The sequence below is a fragment of the Alistipes sp. ZOR0009 genome (assembly GCF_000798815.1).
Classification (GTDB): Bacteria; Bacteroidota; Bacteroidia; order Bacteroidales; family ZOR0009; genus Acetobacteroides.
Map to the genome: position 1 here is coordinate 54,697 of NZ_JTLD01000042.1, position 20,851 is coordinate 75,547.

Below are 20,851 nucleotides of genomic sequence, written 5' to 3' on the forward strand. Positions count from 1 at the left end.
TCTGCTTGAGATATAGCAGTAAAATTCGGTATGCGTAAAATGTACTAGTTAATGTTATAAAAAAACAAAAAACGACTAGTACGAAATTTCTGTTTTGGTGTATTAATAGTAACAAAAGAAAAGTATGGCTCAGGTACAACTACGAAAGCTGCTAGAAAAGTTCTTTACGTCAAACATCACGAAAACGCAGTTTGACGATTTGAAGAATATGACGAATAATTTATCAGACAGTGATTTGTCTGATGGGCTGGAGTGTGCTTGGAATACAACGGACTATTCCAACTCTATGCCAATATTCGCCAAACAGCGAATAAGGGAGGAGCTAGAGCAAAAGATATATAAGGAAAAAGTACGGCAGTTTGCTGTTAAGTTTATGAAAGTTGCAGCAGCCGTTTCCATTCCAATTTTACTGGCTTCTACCATTTACCTTTTTGCCGATCGTAGAGCCATTTTGAATCAACAAGCTGACCTGTTAAATATCTCCGTATCAAAAGGGGAGAGGGCAACTGTAAACTTGCCTGATGGATCGACCGTGACTTTAAATTCAGATAGTAAACTTTACTATCCCTCTAATTTTAACTCGAAAGATCGTTGGATTAGGCTTGAAGGAGAAGGGTTCTTTCAGGTTAAGAAGTGTCACGGTCGCTCTTTTACCGTACGTACGAACAAGATGGATGTAAGCGTACTTGGTACAGCATTTAATGTTTCAGCATATGTTGATGCTCCAACGACATCGGTGGTGCTTGTACATGGTTCTGTAAGAGCAACGGCTAAAGGAGAAGCGGGTGTTCTTATTAAGCCAAACCAGAAGTTTGAAGTGGAGAACAGGAGCGGTAACGTAAAAATTAGTGAGGTGGATACTTATAACTATACCTGCTGGCGTGACGGTATTCTCAATTTTGAAAGTGAGCCGATTGTAGATGTTCTTGATAAGCTGTCGAAGCAGTTTGATGTTAAAATAGAGTACAGCTCTAAGGCCTTTGAGAACGATAGGCTTACCGGAAAACTTGATTTAAATGACGGTATTGAAAATGCACTTCGCGTGGTATCGTTAACATCTCCTTTGAAATTTGTAAAGCATAAAAACACAATTGTAATAACCCCTCTGCATTAGCCGAGTGGTACAAAGATAAACTAGCTGATCAACTAGACGGATTAACATTATTACCTAAAACAAGATTTAAATGATGAACTGTAGAAACAGCAGTTTTAAGTCATTGCTGAATAAACGAATCTTCGGGGCATGCCTTGTAATGACCTTGCTGCTTTCCAATAATTTGGAGGGTTTAGCAGCAGGAGGTAACGCTCAGGACACAAAAATCACCTTGTCTGTTAAGGATAGGAGTATTAAGGATGTATTTGGTGAGATAGAAAGGAAATCAAATTATGTTGTTGTTTTTAACAACGAAGCTATCAATCCAAATCTAAAGGTGACAGCCGATTTTCGTGATGCCAGCATTGAGGAGGTTCTCAAGAAAGTGCTTGCAGGAACTTCCTCTTCATTCGAAGTAAAAGGAAGGCAAATTGTGATTTTTTTGCAAAACGAAGCCGCAAAAGGAGCTGAAAAACAAGTCCAAAGCGGTAAAATAATCGGTAGGGTTGTTGACGAAAACAAGCAACCTCTTATTGGTGTAAGTATTCAGGTTAAGGGAACCAATGTTGGTGCAACAACCGATCTTGATGGAAACTTCACCATTAATACTACTGCAAATCAGCCTACCTTAGTTTTTTCATATGTTGGATTTGAGAGAGCAGAACTTGTTGCCAGCCAGCGTAACCTATCAGTGACCTTAAAGAGCGAATCTAAAAACCTTAATGAGGTTGTCGTTATAGGATATGGTACTGTTAGAAAGCGTGATGTAACAGGTGCTGTAACTGCTGTTAAGGAAAAGGATTTTAATGTAGGTGTTGTTACTGCTCCTACTCAAATGCTTCAAGGTAGAGTTGCTGGTGTAAACATTACCTCTAATGGTGGAGAACCTGGCGCAGGAACAACCGTTCGTGTTCGTGGATCTAACTCTATTCGTTCTGGACAAGATCCTCTTTATGTAATTGATGGGGTGCCATTGGATATCACCGACGATCAGCCAAAGGGGGCAAGCATTGGTGGCGTTGGCGAGTCTTCTAAGAAGAATCCGCTCAACTTTTTGAATCCAGACGATATTGAATCGATTGATGTGCTTAAAGATGCTTCTGCCACAGCAATCTATGGTTCTCGTGGTGCAAATGGTGTAATTATAGTAACTACTAAGAAAGGTAAGGATGGAAAAGGTAAAGCATCTTACTCTGGCTACGGTGGAGTTTCCTACCTCCCAAGTAAGTATCCAGTACTTTCTGCTAACGAGTATCGCGATTTTTTAACTTCTAAAGGGGTGGCTCTTAATGACGGCAAAGCTGATACCGATTGGCAAGATCAAATTTTCAGAACGGCTTACACTCAAAGCCATAGCTTATCGTATGGCGGAGGAAATGGGAAGAACACCTATCGTGCTTCTGTTAGTTACCTTAATCAGGATGGTATTATAAAAAAGACTGGAGTAGAAAAATACACAGGACGTTTTAATGTATCGCAAAAGGTTTTCAATGACAAATTGCTTTTAGAGGGGAGTTTAACGGCTTCTCGTAACAAAGATCAACGTGCACCTATTGGTGAAAGTGGAGGTTATGAAGGAGATCTTTTGCTATCGGCTCTAAAAATGAATCCAACCTTGCCGGTGTACAATCCAGATGGAACCTACAATCAGCCAAGTAAGGATGTTCGAAATGCACTTGCAATGATTCAGCTGACGAATGACAGAACCCAGTCTGATAGAATTCTTGCCAATATTGCAGCAACTTACACGATTATTGATGGACTTACCTATAAGGTAAACTACGCAATTGATAATGCTCGTGCTGTTCGCAAGGTTACTCAGCAAAAGGAGTTGGTTTACTTAACAAATAAAGGTACTGCTGATATTCATAATGTAGAGAAGGATAACTATCTTATTGAAAATTATTTTAACTACAATTTTTCGTTTACTGAGCGTCATAGCTTTAATGTAATGGTTGGTCATTCGTACCAAAAGTTTGATGGTTACAACTATGGTATTTCTGTTGATGGATTTTCAGTGGATAATATTGATTACCTGAATGAATTGGCATTTGGTAACTATAATCAGGCAAAGGTTTATTCTGATATCTACAGAAATGAGTTGCAGTCGTTTTTTGGTAGAGCTAACTACAACCTCGACAACAAGTATCTATTTACAGTAAACTTCAGAACGGATGGTTCTACAAAGTTTGGTAAAAATAATAAGTACGGATATTTTCCTTCTGCAGCTTTCGGTTGGAAGATGGACGAGGAGGATTTTATTAAGAGCATTAAAGCTATCTCAAGCTTAAAAATGCGTTTAAGTTGGGGGATAACAGGAAACCAGGAAATTCCGAATAAAATATCCCAACTAGTTTTAGGTAATACAGGTGGTGCAAGCCTTGATGGCGGTAGTACTGTAACGCCAGGTATAACTCTTACTCGGACTCCTAATCCTGAGATTAAGTGGGAAAAAACGGAGCAAATAAACTGGGGGCTAGATTTTGGTCTTTTTAATGGACGATTATCAGGAAGCATTGATCTATTTAGTAAAACAACTAAAGATGTACTGCTTGAGGTGTATGCCGTTTCTCCAGCACCTACCGTGAAGGTTTGGTCGAATGTTAAGGATATGAAGATCATTAATAAGGGTATAGAAGCCTCTCTTAGTGGAATTATTATTAACAAGAAGGATCTAACTTGGTCGGCAGGCATAAACTTTTCTAAGATTAGTAATGAGGTTAAGAAACTTCCAATGTCGTTTATAACAACAGGTAGCCCTAGTGGCCCAGGTATTACAGGTTTCTCGTCTCAAATAATAAAGAGTGGTTATCCAATCGGGACTTTCTGGGGGTATAAGTTTCTTGGATTTGATGCCAACGGTAAAAGCATTTTCAAAACAGATGACAAAGGAAATCCTGTTAGTGAATGTATTGGTAATGCACAACCAGATTTTACATTGAACTTTAACACCACTGTTAACTGGAAAGGTTTTGACTTAGGTATGTTTTTTACAGGGGTGTTTGGTAACGATATATACAACAACCTAGCTAACATAATGGATGGGCTTACACAAGTATCTGGAGGTTGGAATACAACTAGGGATGCCAGAAATCTTTCTGAAGCATTTAATAATCGCTTAGACTATTCAAGCCGGTTTATTGAGGATGGTTCATATTTACGTTTGTCGAGCGCAACTATTGGTTATACCTTTAAATTGAAGAGCAAGTATATTAGTAAACTTCGTGTTTACGGAACTGGGAATAACCTATTTGTAATAACTAAATATTCTGGATTCGATCCCGAAGTAAATACAACAAGAGTTTCTAGTGGAGTTCCTGCATTAGGTATTGGCTGGACAAACTATCCAATGGCTCGTACTTTTAGTGCTGGTGTCAGTCTCGATTTCTAAAATTCAAAAAGTAAGTAAATGAGAAATAGATATATATTACTTCTCCTTGCTGCATTAATGTTTGCATCATGCTCTGATTTAAAGGAGGAGATTCTCGATGAGCAAAATGGCTCTGATATTGTTGCCAATGAGAAAAATGTAGGTATGATTGTAGCTCCTTCGTACGCTTACCTTCGCGATCTACAAAGCCGTACCGGTGTTTGGTATGGAATCGAAACTTCTACTGATGAAGTAGCACTGCCTACTCGTGGGGCAGCTTGGAATAATCCAGATTACCGTTCTTTATTTTCGCATGATTATGATCCCTTGAATAGCTATTTAAGAAACACTTGGAATAGCTTCATGATTGGCTTGACTAAGTGTAATGTATCTCTTCAAAATTTAGAGAAACTTCCACAGACAGATTTGGTAAAAACATATATTGCAGAAGTTCGCTTCATTCGAGCATTATGCATGTATCAGCTAAATGACCTGTTCGGAAAATTCCCTTTTCGAGAGTCAACTGAATTTGACTATTCTAAATCGCCTAAAATTTTATCGCGAGTTGAGGCTGTTGATCGCATTGAAAAGGAACTGAAAGAGATTATTCCAACATTGAAGATGAAGGGAGAAGTGCCTTATGGAAGGATTACTAGAGCTGCGGCTCAGCTGCTACTTGCTAAGTTGTATTTAAACAATCAAGTTTATACTGGAACAGCACCTACTTTTGCTGATGGAGCTGCAAAATGGCAGCAGGTTATTGATCTCTGCAATGAAATTGAAAAATCAGGTAAGTATGTGCTTGCTGATGATTACTGGAAATTATATTTGTCTGATAATGCAGCGTATTCTAACCAAACAGAAACAATTCTTCCTGTAATATATAATTCAGCGGCAGGCATTGGTGGTACATCTTGGGTAACTATGTCATTGAGCTATAACCAAACTTTTGGGGCATATACAAATAACTTGAATGGGTATTGTACTACGCCAACTTTTCTTGACACATGGGATCAGTCAGATCCTCGTTTTAAAGATGATAGATTGAAAAGCCAAACAGGTTTCAACTTGGGCTTTTTAGTTGGGCAGCAGTTTGATGTTAAAGGAAATCCAATACGTACAAGGACTCCTGACGATGGCCTTTTGATTTATACTAAAGAGTTTTCTTTGACTAATTCATCAGAAGGTGCAGGTGTTAGAGTTATAAAATATGCCCCAGATCCTAACACAACTTATCCAGGGTCTAGTGAGAATGATTTTCAATACTATCGTTATTCTGATGTTTATTTGATGCGAGCTGAAGCAAAGTTCCGCAGTGGGAATATTGATGGTGCTCTTGCTGATATTAATGAGTTACGAGGAAAAAGGAGAGTAAACTTGATTGATAAGGCTGATTTTTCGCTAACTAAGATTTACAACGAGCGTGGATTCGAATTCTATTGGGAAGGATCTCGTCGTAACGACATGGTTCGCTTTAACAAGTATTGCGAGCCCCGTTACGAAAAGCCTAAGGAAACACCAACCTACAAAATTCTGTTCCCAATTCCAACTTCGGCATTAGAGGCTAATCCTTTGCTAAAGCAAAATGAAGGATATGTTTCTCAATAGTAAAATATATATTAAAAAGGAAGAGGGGCAACCCTCTTTCTTTTTATAGAGTGGATCTAAGCAGAGGCGGATTAGCATGTGGGGCTATTGATGCCATTTGTTGAGTTTTCGTCTTTAGCATCCCTCTTTTATATGTGCTTATGTAAGAGAATATACGAATTGTGATACGCTATAAAACAATACGATGAAAGCAGTTAAACGTATTTTATTGGCTTCCACCGGCCTGCTGCTGGCGGTAGGCGCTTGGGGGCAAGGAGCATTCAAGCCTACTCCAAAGTGGCTCGATAAGGCTGCGTTTTACCAAATATATCCGCAGAGTTTTAAGGACTCCGATGGTGATGGAATTGGAGATATCAACGGAATTATACAGAAGTTAGACTACATAAAGTGGTTGGGTTGTAATGCTATTTGGATTAACCCCTGTTTTGAGTCTGCGTTTCAGGATGCAGGGTACGACGTAATCGATTTCTACAAGGTTGCCTCAAGATATGGCACTAACGAAGATATGCGAAGGCTTTTTAAGGAGGCTCATAGGCGTAACATGAAGGTTTGCCTCGACTTGGTTGCTGGTCACACCTCTATCGAATCGCCTTGGTTTAAGATGTCGCAGCAGCGCGAGCGTAACGAATATTCCGATAGGTATATTTGGACGCCCGACTCCACTATCAAGCCGGAGAAGTTTGTTACGGGTGTGTTTGAGCGTAACGGAACCTACATGAAGAACTTTTTTGACTGTCAGCCGGCGTTAAACTACGGCTACGGGCAGCCCGATCCGGCTAATGTGTGGGAACAACCAACGTCAGCCGAGGGCCCTCAGAAAACCAGAAAGGAGCTGATGAAAATCATGGACTACTGGATGGATTTGGGGTGCGATGGTTTTAGAGTCGACTTGGCCTCTTCGTTGGTAAAGAAAGACCCAAACCTTACCGAAACGTACAAGCTATGGGCCGAGGTGCGTAACCATTTTCAGAGTAAACATCCCAAGGGAGTGCTTATCGCCGAGTGGGGAAATCCTAAGCGTGCAATTAAAGCTGGGTTTATGGTCGACTTTATTATTCAGTTTGGTGGGAGCGGCTACAACGAACTTTTCTTTAACAAGGAGGGTGTATTTCGTAAGGATACATGCTACTTCGATTTGGCCGGAAATGGTTCGCCGATGAAGTATATTGCGAACATTCGCGCGCAGCTCGATTCGGTAGCCAACAACGGTTACGTTTGTATTCCTACCTCCAACCACGATTTCCAGCGGCCTCATTCGGGCGCGCGAAACACCACCGAGCAGCTGAAGTGCGTTATGGCATTTTTATTTACCCAGCCAGGCGTGCCGCTGGTGTACTACGGCGACGAGATTGGGATGCGCTACATCTCCAACCTGCCCAATAAGGAGGGGAGCGTGGTTAAGCGCGGAAATCGTGCCGGTTCCAGAACGCCAATGCAGTGGGATTTATCGTCAAATGCAGGTTTTTCGACGGCATTGCCCGAAAATATTTACTTGCCGGTAGATGCCGCAGCTACGCAAATAAATGTACAAAGCCAAATGGCCAACACCAAATCATTGCTGCATTTCACCAAGCAGCTGCTTGCGCTCCGGGCAAAGAGTAAGGCGTTATCGCATCGGGGCGAGATCAAATTCTACAATACCGAGGCAAAATCCTATCCGTTGGTGTACACCCGCCAGATGAACGGAGAGCGTTACCTTATTGTCATTAACCCTTCGGGGGCTAAGCAGCGAATGGAGGTGGAGCTTCCTTTGGTTGCTTCTGTAGTTAAGGAGCCTGTTTCCGAGGGGGTAGCCGTTGCGGTTGCAAATAGCCGGCTTACCATCGATTCGGAGCCAACATCTTATGGGGTGTTTAAGCTAAAATAGGTATCTTACGAGTATTTTATTAACCATTTATTATAGTCGGAAATGAGTCGCAAATTGCTGGCTTCACTAGTTGGATTATTTTTATTTTCGGGAGGATTGCACGCGCAAGACCCGTGGAAAGTAAAGGCCTCGAACATCGATAAGGGCAGCTACTACGGGGGTACGGTTGCCAACGGGATGGTTGGGGTCGTATCATCTCCCGAACCTCTAAAGGCTTCTAATATTATACTGGCAGGCACCTACGATCTTTACGGAAGAGGACGGGTTGATAACTTTTTGAATGGCTTCAACATGCTTAACATGCGGTTGGTGATTGATGGTTCTACGGTTACTAGCGCCAACATCAGCAATTTTGTGCAGGAGCTAGACATGAAGGGCGCCGTGCTAAAGTCTTCTTTTCAGTTTAAAGATCTTGCAAGGGTTACCTACTCGTACTTGGCGCTACGCCAGCTGCCTTTTTCGGTAATGCTCGACGTTACCGTGGAACCGTTGAAGGATGTTACCATCACGGCCGTGAACGTTACGGAGACACCAGATGGGCTTAATAGCAGCAAGTACTATTTTAACGAGATAAACCGTAAGCATGTGGGCATTGGGCTTATGACCTCTACCGCAAAGAGCCCTACCGGAAAGCTAACCATTGGCGCATGCTCCAGCTTTCTTTTCCCCGAAAAAAGGGGCGAAGAACCTAATATCTCTCACGATACGCCCAACACCAACTCGCATCAAATGCGCTTTAGCAAGCCGCTGAAGGCGGGGGTGCCCTATACGTTTTCGTTGGTAGGGTCTACCATCTCTTCGGCCTACCATCCCGATCCGTACAACGAGGTTGAGCGTCTGACCATTTTCGCTAGCCTCGAGGGGCGCGAGCGCCTGCTAAAGAGGCACGCTCTTGCATGGGAAAAGCTTTGGGAATCCGATATTACCGTCGAGGGCGATGCGCAGGTGCAGCAGGATATTCATAGCATGCTTTACCATGCCTACTCGTTTGTTCGCGAGGGGTCGGCGCTATCGATGTCTCCAATGGGATTGTCGGGCCTTGGCTACAACGGGCACATCTTTTGGGATGCCGACGTATGGGTATTTCCGGCGTTGCTGGTACTCCAACCCGAATTGGCAAAGTCGATGATCGATTACCGCTTTAATATGCTCGATGCAGCTAAGAAAAATGCCTTCGAGCACGGGTATAAGGGTGCAAAGTATCCTTGGGAGAGTTCCGACTCGGGCTTTGAGCAAACTCCGGTATGGGCTTTAACCGGACCGTTCGAGCATCATGTTACCGCATGTGTGGCCTTGGCTGCCTGGAACTACTTCTGCGTTACGCAGGACATGGAGTGGCTTAAAACAAAGGGATGGCCTATCCTTTCGGCCACCGCCGAATTTTGGGCAAGCCGTGTTGATAGACGCGCGGATGGTAAGTTCGACATAAAGAACGTGGTTGCCGCCGACGAATGGGCCGAAAATGTGGATAATAATGCATTTACTAACGCAGCCGCTAAGGCCAACTTTAGGAATGCTAACGCTGCTGCCAAGCTGCTAGGGTTAAAGGTGAATACCACCTGGGAAAATATGGCCAACAACTTGGTTATTGAGCGTTTTGCCGACGGTGTGATTCGCGAGCACGCCACCTACAACGGCGAGAAGATAAAGCAGGCCGATGTAAACCTGCTTGCCTATCCGTTGAGCGAGGTTACTGATGCCGCACAGATAAAAAAGGATTTGGAGTACTACGAGGTTAGAGTGCCAGAGCGCAATACGCCCGCCATGACGCAGGCCATTTTTGCGCTGCTTTACAGCCGAATTGGCAATGCCGACAAGGCGCAGCATTTCTTTCACGATGCCTACAAGCCAAACCTGCTTCCGCCTTTTAACGTAATCGCCGAAACAAAGGGGGGCGATAATCCCTACTTTGTAACAGGCGCCGGTGGCGCGTTACAGGCCGTTATGATGGGTTTTGGCGGGTTAGAAATTACCCCCAAAGGAATTGTACAGGTAGGTAGCGTACTCCCTAAGGGATGGAAGTCGCTTACCATTAAAGGCGTAGGGCTCGATAAGAAGACCTATACCAAAACGGCCAAGTAGATTCGATTTTCAAAATATGTATGGCTGCCTGTTTGGGCAGCCATTTTTTTTACATGGCTACAGCCAATACAATATTTTGGGAGGTTTTGAAGTTGCATTAACAGCTGCCTTTATTTCATGCTGTATGATACCAATTGTGGTTTTGCATATTTGTTCTAAGCATTGTTGGCTGGGGACGATATCGATTATGGATTGGCAGGCTACGCTGCTTTACTAGATGGCGCTGCAGGTAGAGTAGTCCAGAAGTTTAGGGTAATGCTTTTATGGATGACGATATCAATTGCAAAACCACCTAAGTCAATTGCAGAAGCGTCGAAGTTGATTGCAAAGCCGTTGAAGTCGATTGCAGAAGCGTCGAAGTCAATTGAAAGAGCGTCGACTGCAATTGTGGCAGTGTCGAAGTCGATTGAAAGCGTGCCGACTGCAATTGTGGCAGTGCCGAACTCAATTGCGAGAGTGTCGAAGTCAATTGAAAGAGCGTCGACTGTAATTGTGGCAGTGTCGAAGTCGGTTGAAAGAGTGTCGACTGCAATTGTGTCAGTGTCGAAGGCGATTGCAATCGTGTCGAAGCTCGTTGCAAAGCTGTCGAAGTCAATTGCAAGTCTATCGAAGGGAGCTGCAAGAGCAACAATGCAAGCTGCAGCACTGCCGAAATCGGATGAAATGCTGCCGTATTTGGTTACATGCCGCTCAAGGTTTTTTGTACAATGGTTTCCTTTGCTTGTACGCCTATCATCCTTTTTCGATATAAATTTTACTCCGGTTACGCTATCCGCAGCTCTTTTTACCTCTTGCTGCAGGTGCCTTCCGCCATCATCATTCCCCTTTACGCTTCAGCTAATCCTGCTTGTTTAAGAGGCATGGCCGTTGGTGGTAATGTTGCTTCGGGGTGTAACAAATGGCCATCTGTTTCGTCATACCTTCAAATAACAGGTTAAAGATATGAAATTGGCAGTGTCGTTTGCGTTGTGCATGCTGTTGTCTGTAGGCCTATTCGCTCAGGCAAGTATAAAAAAGGAGAAGACGAAGGTGATGACTTTGGGGGTATTTCATTTCGACTATCCCAACTTGGATTATAAAAAGGTGAGCGATAAGGATAAGATATCGGTTTTAGACGAGCCTTTCCAGTCGGAGATCGTGGCTATTGCAAGGGCTATTGAGGAGTTTAAGCCAACCATTGTGGTTGTTGAGTGCGAGCCAAAGCACCAGCGCCGAATCGATTCGTTGTATACCGAGTATGCGCAGGGGCGTTTTATGTTGAAGAAGAATGAGATTTACCAGCTGGGGTTTCGGATTGCAAAGGATAGAGGCCTGGCAAAGGTGCATTGCGTCGACGACTTTGGAAATCGATTTGCGAGCTTGGAGCAGATGCTTGCCGATAGCGTAAGGGAGGCTCGTTTTTGGAAGTACTACGAATATATCAACGATTCGTTGTACCGAGACGAGCCGGAAGAGGGGCGTGTGAGTAGCATTGTCGATGCATTTTTGAAGGCAAACGATCCGGATAGAGTTAAGCGCGACTTGGGGGGATACCTTCAGGGCCCGTTTAGCTACGAGGAGCAACCCGGCGATTTTATGGGCGTTGATTTTGAAACGGGGAGGTGGTTTAACCGAAATCTTCGAATATACCGCAACATCCAGCGAGTTCCGCACACGTCGAAGGATCGAATTTTGGTGATATTTGGCTCTGGCCATCTAAATCTACTCAACCCATTCATCGACGCCTCGCGCGAATTTGAGCTGGTATCGTCTTACCCTTACTTGAGAAAGGCTAAAAACCTGAAAAGGTAGCTAGCATATTGTACGAAAGCGGATGTTTTGTAGGGGCGTAGGTTTTACGCCCCTTTTTGTTGGTGTGCATGGTTGGCGGGGTGCTTCGATGCCGTGCTGGTTGGCTTCGTTTAAGGGGTACGCGCGTTTGCGGCATCGGTTGATGCGGTTTGCCTTATAATAAGGTATGCCGGGCTGGCCTACTTAAAGTCTATGAGCATCATGGTGCGGTCGTCGTTAAACGCCTCTATGCTGTTGTTGCTAACAATTGCCTGCTCAAACTTTTTCATGCTGGTTATCCCCCTGTTAAGCGGCATTTCTAGCGTTGCCGATATCTTCTCGATGCCAACAAACCTGTCTTTTACGGTGTCGTAAGCCTCGGTGTAGCCGTCGGTAAAGAGCATAATCTTATCGCCTGCGCTGTAGGATACGTCAACCGAGGTGTACTTCTCGTTTTCCACAATGCCCAGTATCTTGCCCGTTACGGGGATTACGGAGTTCTTCTTTTCGCTGCTTTTATGTAGGATTGGGTAGATTGCGCCAGCGGCCGATATGCGCGCAATCTTTTTCTCGGGGATTATGAGCAGCGCAATTAGGGTGGTAAAGGCGTCCGAAAGCTGGATGTCCTTATATAGGAACTGGTTGATTTCGCTAACCAGCAGGCCTAGGTTGTTTCCAATCTCGAATTGGCGCTGCGCGGGAAAGACCTTGAGGCTTGCCCTTATGTAGGCCAGGTAGGCGTTGGCAAAAAACCAGGCTCCCCAGCGTTTGCCCATAACATCGCCCAAAAGTATGAGCGTATGGTTGTTGTTAAGCTTAACTATTTCGTAAAAGTCGCCGCCCGCTGGTTTGGTAAAGGGCTCGTACTTAATTTTTAGGTCGAAATCGGAGAACGACTCCTCGTACTCCGAGGCAAAGTGCACGGGTGAGGATTGTACCGCCTGCTTAATGGAGTTAACGTACTGATTTTTGAGGTTGATTTCCCTATTTACAAGGGCGTTAATTTGGCTTGTAATTATTTGCTGGTTTCTATGCTTTTGGATGATCCCAAATCCGCCCGATTCGATAAACTGCGCCTGCATTTTTTCGGTGGTTGTTCTCGATGCCAGCAGCCATATTGGCGTGTTAACCCCAATTTGATGGATTATCTTATGGATAGAGCTGGTAGCCCATGTCGCCGTACTGTCAATAAATACCATCCAGATGCTTCGGCTGTCAAATACCTCCTTTAGCTCGCAAAAGTTGGAGACGTTGTTTATAGATAGGTGCGTGTTGCTAATCTTTGCTCTGGCGTTGGGGGCCTTGCAGTACAGAATCTCTCCAATATCGGCGTTCAGGTTCTTTTGTACAATGCTTTTTTGGGCGGCATGGTTCTCGGCGATGCGGTTTAGCAGGCCTTTGATCTTTGTTTTAAAGATGGCATCGTTGATTGGCTTTATGACAACGTCGTCAGCGCCATCGTCAATACATTTGACGACGCTATCCTCGTTAATGGCGTTGGTGAGAAATATGAAGATGGAATCTTTCCCGTAGTGTAGCTTTCGAACTTCCTTAACCAGTGTTGCTCCATCAAGTAGCGGCAGAAATACTTCCGAAATGAACAGGTCGATGCTGTACTTGAGCGCAATTTCGAAGGCATCCATCCCGGTTGATGCCTTGTATATGTCGCATTGAATTGGTTCGAGAAGGTTCTCAAGGGCTTTTAGTTGCTCGTAATTGCTATCTACTAAGAGAACCTTTGGTCTCATTTTAATTGAAGATGTCACTTTTTTCCCTCATTATATTTAACAGCCTAACATGTAGCCTTCAAAACGCTACCGGTAAACCTTCGCGTTTTGGCTTTGCCACTCTTGCAATATTACGCCGACTCGGGTTAAAAAGTCAACTCCTTTTTAAAATATTTGCTATTTATTTGTTTTTGGTAGTTAAAACAAAAAAATCTTTGCTAAACAATGAAAAGAATTACCTTTGCCACGACACTCAAAACTGCATAAAAAGCTATGAAAAGTACAGCGTTTACTAATTTTCACATAGAATTAGGTGCTCGTATGGTTCCCTTTGCTGGGTATAACATGCCAATCGAGTATTTTGGTATCAATGAAGAGCACGTTACTGTTCGCGAAAAGGTTGGCGTTTTTGACGTAAGCCACATGGGTGAAGTTTGGGTTAAAGGTCCTAAAGCTTTCGATTTCGTACAGTATATTACCTCTAATGATGTTGCCGCTCTTTTTGACGGCAAGGTTCAGTACTCTTGCTTCCCTAATGGTAAGGGTGGAATTGTAGACGATCTTCTAGTTTATCGTGTAGATGCAGAAACCTACCTTCTTGTTATCAACGCCGCCAATATCGATAAGGATTGGAGCTGGATTGTTGAGCAAGGAAAGGGATTCGGATTTACACCTGGTAAGGAGATCTACAACGCCTCTGACGAGATTTGCCAGCTTGCCATTCAAGGTCCCCTTGCAATGCAGGTTGTTCAAAAAATCACCGAAGAGCAAATCACCGACATGGAATACTATACCTTCCGTAAGGTAAACATTGCCGGTATCAAGGATGCCATTCTATCTACAACCGGATATACAGGTTCGGGCGGCTGCGAAATTTACGTGGCAAATGAAGATGGCGAAAAGCTTTGGAAGGCCATTTTTGAAGCAGGTAAGGAAGAAGGAATCAGGGCTATTGGTCTTGGTGCTCGCGATACTTTGCGTCTAGAAATGGGATTCTGCCTATACGGAAATGATATCAACGATACCACTTCTCCTATTGAGGCTGGCCTTGGCTGGATTACAAAGTTTACCGATGAGAAGAACTTTATTGATAAGGAGCTTCTTCTTCAGCAAAAGAAGGAAGGCGTTAGCCGTAAGCTGGTAGGTTTCGAAATGGTTGATCGTGGTATTCCACGTCAGCACTACGAAATTTGCGACGCCGAGGGTAACGTAATCGGAGAGGTAACTTCAGGAACAATGTCTCCAATGCTTAAAATTGGCGTTGGTATGGGCTACGTTAAACCAGGATTTGCAAAGGTAGGCACAGAGATCTATCTTAGCATTCGCGGAAAGCTCATCAAGGCAAAGGTTGCCAAGCTGCCATTTTACAAGGGGTAATTAATCCTATAAATATGTAAAGGCGTGGGCTATGCTCGCGCCTTTTTTTTGAATTTTATGAAGATATCGATTTTAGGCAGTGGGAGTGAGGGGAATGCCACCTACATAGATTTGGCCGGCGTGCCCATTCTGGTTGATGCTGGGTTTAGTGGCAAAACGTTAATGGAGCGATTCCTTCAAATAGAGGTTGTTCCCAGCTGCTTAAAAGCTCTTTTGGTTACGCACGAGCACGTAGACCATATAAAAGGAGTGGGAATCATCTCCCGTAAGCTGAATCTCCCCATCTACATAACCCCCGAAAGCTACCGAGTTGCCCAACGCCAGCTTGGCAAAATAGCCGAAGGCAATCTTCGCTTTATCAGCGGCGATTTTTGGATAGATGGCAAGGTGCACGTTATTCCTTTTGATGTAAACCACGATGCTGCGCGCACTGTTGGCTTTCGGTTGGAAGGGGTAAATGGCAAAACGGTTGTTGTGACAACCGATGTGGGATCTGTAACAACCGATATCGCTCCCTTTTTCCGCAATGCTGACGTTATTGTTTTAGAATCGAACTACGATTTTGGCATGCTTCAAGCGTGCGACTATCCTTACGCCCTTAAGCAACGAATAAACAGCAGCCATGGGCATCTTTCTAACGAGGATTCGTGCAGAATGATTGGCGAGTTTTACCATTCCAACTTGAAGAAGGTGTATCTTGCCCATGTGAGCAAAAATAGCAACACCTACGAAATGGCTCTGAACACAACGCTCCAAGAGCTGAATGCGCGCTGTATTTCTCTTGATGTGGAGGTTGCGTATCAGCATCACCCAACGCCAATGTTCGAATTGTGAAAAAAATGTAAAGACTACAAAAATAAATACGAAAATATTATGTTTCCTAAATCGTACGAATTGACGGCTGTGGGTGTATTTTAATTAAAGTTTGGTCGATTTATTTGATATTTACTTTTAAAGTGTAATTTTGGCTGTTGAAAAATATTATATATCATAATGTCTGAAAATTGTGCTATTGATATTTTTTTTGCATTTTTACCTAGCTCAAAAGTCAGTTGAATTTAACTAACAAACGTTATGAAAAAGCATAATTTTAGTGCTGGTCCATGTATCCTAGCACCTCAAGTGATCGAAAATACAGCTAATGCTGTTCGTGATTTGAATGGAATTGGTCTATCTCTTATTGAGATTTCTCACCGTACAAAGTACTTTGAGCCAATTATCGAAGAAGCTCAAAAGAATTTTAAGGAGTTATTAGGTGCACCAGATAACTATCACGTGCTATTCCTTGGTGGTGGAGCTAGCCTTCAGTTCGCAATGGTACCTTTCAACCTTCTTGAAAAGAAGGCGGGTTACATTGAAACTGGTGTATGGGCAAAGAAAGCGCTAAAAGAGGCTAAGCTATTTGGTGAAGTAGAAGTGCTTGCTTCATCTGCAGACACTAACTTCAACTATTTCCCAAAGAACATCAACATCCCATCGGATCTTGACTACGTTCACATTACAACCAACAACACCATCTACGGTACCGAAATACATCATGACATTGACTCTCCTGTAACGCTAGTTGCAGATATGTCATCTGATATCATGAGCCGTCCTGTTGACGTTTCTAAGTATGGTATGATTTACGGTGGTGCTCAAAAGAACCTTGGACCTGCAGGGGTTACCTTCGTACTTATTCGCGAAGATATTCTTGGTAAGGTTACTCGTGCCATCCCAACTATGCTAGACTATAGAACGCACATTAAGGAAGGTTCTATGTTCAATACGCCTCCTGTATTTGCTATTTACGCCGTTAACGAAACTCTTAAGTGGGTTAAGGAAATGGGTGGTGTTGAAAAAATGTACGAGCTGAACAAAAAGAAGGCTCAACTTCTTTACGATGAAATCGATCGTAACACCATGTTTGTTGGTACAGCAGAAAAGGAAAGCCGTTCTTTAATGAACATTTGCTTTGTGCTAAACGAGCAGTATAAGGATAAGGAAGCAGCATTCCTAGAGTTTGCTAAGAGCAAAGGTATGGAAGGTTTGAAGGGACACCGTCTAGTTGGTGGTTTCCGTGCTTCTACCTACAATGCGCTTCCAATCGAAAGCGTTCAGGCTCTTGTAGACTGCATGCGCGAATTCGAAAAAATGAACGCTTAGTATTTATATACAATAGGGTTGGTTGCGTTCTGCAATCAACCTTTTTTATACCCAAATCGTTGTTTTTTAACTGATATTGCTATGGCTAAAGTATTGGTTGCTACAGAGAAACCTTTTGCAAAAGTTGCAGTTGAAGGTATCCAAAAGATCGTAGAAGAAGCTGGCTTTGAGTTTGCTCTTCTTGAAAAATATACTTCGGAAGAAGAATTTTTAAAGGCAGTTGCCGACGTTGATGCGCTTATCGTTCGCAGCGATAAGGTTACCAAAAACGTTGTTGAGGCTGCTAAAAACCTTAAGATAGTTGTTCGTGCTGGTGCTGGTTACGACAACCTAGACCTTGAGGCTTGCTCTGCAAAAGGGGTTGTTGCAATGAACACTCCTGGACAAAACTCTAACGCAGTTGCTGAGCTAGCTCTTGGTATGATGGTTTACATGGCTCGTAACTCTTTCCACGCTGGAACTGGTGCTGAACTTCGCGGTAAAAAGCTAGGTATCCATGCTTACGGTAACGTTGGCCGCTATGTAGCTACAATTGCTAAGGGATTTGGCATGGATGTTTACGCATTTGATCCATTTGTAACTGCCGAGGCAATGGAAAAAGAGGGGATCAAGGTTTGCCAATCTGTTGAGGAGCTATACTCAACTTGCAACTACGTATCGCTTCATATCCCAGCTAACGATAAGACAAAGAAATCGATCAACTTCGATCTACTTTCTAAAATGCCAAAGGGTGGCGTGCTTGTAAACACTGCACGTAAGGAGGTTATTGACGAAGAAGGTATGGTAAAAATAATGGAGTCTCGTCCAGACTTTAAGTACCTATCAGACATCGAACCTGCTAATGCTGCCGAGCTAAAAGAAAAGTTCGCCGACAGAGTATTCTTTACACCTAAAAAGATGGGTGCCGAGACTGCTGAGGCAAACATCAACGCTGGGCTTGCTGCTGCTCGTCAAATTGTTGGCTTTATCAACAATGGCGATAAAACTTTCCAAGTAAATAAGTAAGAACCATAAGGGTGTTGGAGATACTTCTTTTCGACAGCGCCCTTTTCCATAAAAACGTGTATCAACATGGTTAAGATTAAACCTTTTAAGGGCGTACGCCCACCAAAAGATATTGCTCACGAGGTAGCATCACGTCCTTACGACGTACTAAACTCAGTGGAGGCAAAGGCAGAAGCTGGCGAGAAGTCTCTTCTTCATATTATTAAGCCAGAGATCGATTTCGATCCGATTGCTGACGAACATTCTCAGGAAGTTTACGATAAGGCTGTTGAAAACTTCAAAAAGTGGCAGTCTAACGGATGGTTGAAGCAGGATTCTACCGAAAAGTACTACATCTACGCACAAACGATGGAAGGTCGTACCCAGTACGGATTAGTTGCTGCTTGCCACTTCGAAGATTACATGGAAGGCAAAATCAAGAAGCACGAGCTAACCCGTAAGGATAAGGAAGAGGATCGCATGATTCACGTTCGTATCCAAAATGCTAACGTTGAGCCCGTATTCTTTGCATATCCTGCAGTTAACGAAATCGACGAAATTGTAGCTAAGGTTGTTGCTGCTTCGGCTCCTGAATACGACTTTGTTGCTGCCGATGGTTTTGGCCACAAATTCTGGGTTGTTGAAGACGAGCAGCTAAATAAGCGCATCACCGAGATCTTTGCAGAAATCCCTGCCCTATATGTTGCCGACGGACACCATAGAACAGCTGCCGCTGCGCTAGTTGGTGGAGAGAAAAAGGCTGCCAACCCAAACCATACAGGCGAAGAGGAGTACAACTACTTCCTTGCTGTAATCTTCCCTGATAATCAGCTTAAGATTATTGACTACAACCGCGTTGTTAAGGATCTTAACGGTCTTACTAGCGCCGAGTTTATTGCTAAGCTAGGAGAAGATTTCGTGGTAGCGGAAAAAGGTACAGAAATTTTCAAACCAGAAAGCTTGCACAACTTCTCGATGTATATCGATGGCAAGTGGTACTCGCTAACTGCTAAGCCTGGTACTTACAACGACAACGATCCGATTGGCGTACTAGACGTAACCGTTCTTTCGAACCTAGTTCTTGACAAGGTTTTAGGAATTAAAGATTTAAGAACAGACAAGCGTATCGACTTTGTTGGCGGTATCCGCGGACTAGGCGAACTTCAAAAGCGTGTTGATAGCGGCGAAATGAAAGCTGCGTTTGCTCTTTATCCTGTTACCATGCAGCAGCTTATTAATATTTCCGATACCGGCAATATTATGCCTCCCAAAACAACTTGGTTCGAACCAAAGCTTCGTTCAGGACTTGTAATCCATAAGCTGGACTAACATATCAGGCAGGAGGGACTTTAGAGTCCCTCTTTTTTTATGCTTTTACGCCGCTTTAATTCTTTTAGGATGAAGCGTTTGTTAAACTTGACATTTAGCTGAGCTCCCGATTATCTTTTGCATATATTTGTAGTAGTTTAAAAACTAAAGCTATGAAACTGTTGGGCGCTTTTTTACTCTCTTCGCTGCTGCTTATTGGTTGCTCTGCCGATCCTGAAATCAGCAACTCCATAGAGGGAGGTTGGACGGTAAAGGTTACAAAGCTAAACGTAAAGCTGAATGAGGGAGAGCTCGCTGTTAAGAATGTTTCCCCAGCACCGGCTGTGGAGTCTCGCTATCTCGATCAGAAAGCTTTCGAAGAGGCATTGCTGTTGCTCTTAAACAGCTCGCGATGGGAGTTTTACTCCTTAAGCAGCTTTAAAATTACCTATCCAGCTGTTAAGCCAAACGGGAACCAGCCCAGTATGTATGCCGGAACCTTTCAGATGAAAAATGGGGATTTAGAAAAGTACTACTCGGGAAACCTAACGGATAAGGCAACGGTTAGGAAAGTTTCGATTAGTGGAAACAAGATCTACCTTAAAATAAAAACAACGAACGATTTTATAAGCGCGTTTGGATATGAGCTGCCTCCTATCGTTTATCAAACCGCCGAGGATATGCTGGTGAGCATTGAGCTGGAGCTACAGGCCGTACGGGAGTAGCTTACGCAACATATTTAAGGGAGAACTTGCTGTTCTCCTTTTTTGTATCTTCCCCTTTTAATAGAATTCTAAAAAAGTTATGTTCAGAATTGGGCTTGTGTCAGACACTCATGGGTATTGGGACGAAAAGTTGGATGCTTTTTTTGATGGAGTAGATGAGCTTTGGCATGCTGGAGACATTGGAAACGTGGAGCTGCTCGACAATCTTTCTAAGCGATGGACTTTGCGGGCTGTTTACGGAAACATAGATGGCGGGGCAACGCGTTTAGCTGCCAAACCGTACCTATTTTTTGAGGTGGATAAGGTTTCGGTGCTGATGGCCCACATTGGCGGCTACCCGGGCAAGTACGATAAGCTATTCTTGTCGCAAATAGAGGAGCTGAGGCCAAAAATTGCCGTTGCAGGGCATTCCCACATTCTGAAGGTGATATTCGATAAGAAGCACAACCTGCTTTTTATGAACCCCGGGGCTGCCGGCATATCGGGCTTTCATGTTGTTAGAACCGCGCTGAGGTTTGTGATTGATGGCGATAACATTACCGATGTGGAGGTGGCCGAATGGGAGCGAAAGGTAGGCGTTAAGTAGGTACGGGGAGCAGGTTGCTCCTCTTTTTTTTGCTTGCGCAGCAGCTGCTGGCCAACTTGCCAAACGAAATGGCCGCTAGTCGCTGTTGGTTCCATTATTTTTAGAGCAAATCGGCGTTGCCGAAGTGTATGTGGTGCACTTTTATTGCCAATATGTCAGAAAGTTGTAGCGCAAATGGATAAAGCTGAGCGAAAAGTGCCTTTTGTAAA

The 20,851-nt window shown here is 43.6% G+C and carries 15 protein-coding genes; 14 read left to right on the top strand and 1 reads right to left on the bottom strand.

All coding sequences use genetic code 11. From position 1 onward, the window contains the following. Positions 1-124: 124 nt before the first annotated feature. The 7 genes from L990_RS19320 (at position 125) to L990_RS12510 (ending at position 11,811) form a co-directional block, all read left to right on the top strand. Positions 125-1,114, top strand: a complete 990-nt coding sequence (locus tag L990_RS19320; RefSeq protein ID WP_052180987.1) for a FecR family protein — start codon at positions 125-127, stop codon at positions 1,112-1,114. A gap of 70 nt (positions 1,115-1,184) precedes the next feature. Then, positions 1,185-4,484, top strand: a complete 3,300-nt coding sequence (locus tag L990_RS12485) for a TonB-dependent receptor (protein ID WP_047449793.1) — start codon at positions 1,185-1,187, stop codon at positions 4,482-4,484. A gap of 18 nt (positions 4,485-4,502) precedes the next feature. After that, entirely contained in the window at positions 4,503-6,071 is a 1,569-nt protein-coding gene (locus L990_RS12490) for a RagB/SusD family nutrient uptake outer membrane protein (RefSeq protein WP_047449798.1), read from the top strand. A gap of 184 nt (positions 6,072-6,255) precedes the next feature. Continuing rightward, positions 6,256-7,938: an alpha-amylase family glycosyl hydrolase gene (locus L990_RS12495; RefSeq protein ID WP_047449801.1), complete on the top strand. Its 1,683-nt coding sequence runs from the start codon at positions 6,256-6,258 to the stop codon at positions 7,936-7,938. A gap of 42 nt (positions 7,939-7,980) precedes the next feature. Next, on the top strand, positions 7,981-10,020 hold the full coding sequence (locus L990_RS12500; RefSeq protein WP_047449804.1) for a glycoside hydrolase family 65 protein: 2,040 nt from the start codon (positions 7,981-7,983) through the stop codon (positions 10,018-10,020). A gap of 165 nt (positions 10,021-10,185) precedes the next feature. Continuing rightward, the gene (locus L990_RS12505) at positions 10,186-10,875 is read left to right on the top strand and encodes a methyl-accepting chemotaxis protein (protein WP_047449808.1); all 690 of its coding nucleotides are present in this window, start codon (positions 10,186-10,188) and stop codon (positions 10,873-10,875) included. An 87-nt stretch (positions 10,876-10,962) separates the two neighbouring features. Then, positions 10,963-11,811 (top strand): DUF5694 domain-containing protein, encoded by an 849-nt coding sequence (locus tag L990_RS12510; protein WP_156121540.1) that lies wholly within the window; start codon positions 10,963-10,965, stop codon positions 11,809-11,811. Between the two features lie 179 nt (positions 11,812-11,990). Here the strand turns inward: L990_RS12510 and L990_RS12515 are convergent, their stop codons facing one another. Continuing rightward, positions 11,991-13,538 carry a SpoIIE family protein phosphatase gene (locus L990_RS12515; RefSeq protein ID WP_047449811.1) on the bottom strand — a complete coding sequence of 516 codons (1,548 nt, stop codon included), beginning with the start codon at positions 13,536-13,538 and terminating at the stop codon, positions 11,991-11,993. A 252-nt stretch (positions 13,539-13,790) separates the two neighbouring features. On the opposite strand from L990_RS12515, the gene gcvT reads away from it, so the two are divergent. From gcvT to L990_RS12555, 7 genes are all read left to right on the top strand, one after another. Continuing rightward, a complete protein-coding gene (gene gcvT, locus L990_RS12525; RefSeq protein WP_047449817.1) occupies positions 13,791-14,894 on the top strand; it encodes a glycine cleavage system aminomethyltransferase GcvT in 1,104 nt (367 codons plus the stop codon). A 57-nt stretch (positions 14,895-14,951) separates the two neighbouring features. Beyond that, positions 14,952-15,728: an MBL fold metallo-hydrolase gene (locus L990_RS12530; RefSeq protein WP_047449820.1), complete on the top strand. Its 777-nt coding sequence runs from the start codon at positions 14,952-14,954 to the stop codon at positions 15,726-15,728. A gap of 240 nt (positions 15,729-15,968) precedes the next feature. Continuing rightward, positions 15,969-17,039: a 3-phosphoserine/phosphohydroxythreonine transaminase gene (serC, locus tag L990_RS12535; protein ID WP_047449823.1), complete on the top strand. Its 1,071-nt coding sequence runs from the start codon at positions 15,969-15,971 to the stop codon at positions 17,037-17,039. An 81-nt stretch (positions 17,040-17,120) separates the two neighbouring features. Then, the gene (locus tag L990_RS12540; protein WP_047449826.1) at positions 17,121-18,044 is read left to right on the top strand and encodes a 3-phosphoglycerate dehydrogenase; all 924 of its coding nucleotides are present in this window, start codon (positions 17,121-17,123) and stop codon (positions 18,042-18,044) included. A 66-nt stretch (positions 18,045-18,110) separates the two neighbouring features. Further along, positions 18,111-19,352 carry a DUF1015 domain-containing protein gene (locus L990_RS12545; RefSeq protein WP_047449829.1) on the top strand — a complete coding sequence of 414 codons (1,242 nt, stop codon included), beginning with the start codon at positions 18,111-18,113 and terminating at the stop codon, positions 19,350-19,352. A 152-nt stretch (positions 19,353-19,504) separates the two neighbouring features. Continuing rightward, positions 19,505-20,056, top strand: coding sequence for a hypothetical protein (locus L990_RS12550; protein WP_047449832.1), 552 nt, complete (start codon positions 19,505-19,507; stop codon positions 20,054-20,056). 79 nt (positions 20,057-20,135) lie between these two features. Next, positions 20,136-20,642 carry a metallophosphoesterase family protein gene (locus L990_RS12555; RefSeq protein ID WP_047449834.1) on the top strand — a complete coding sequence of 169 codons (507 nt, stop codon included), beginning with the start codon at positions 20,136-20,138 and terminating at the stop codon, positions 20,640-20,642. Positions 20,643-20,851 lie beyond the last annotated feature (209 nt).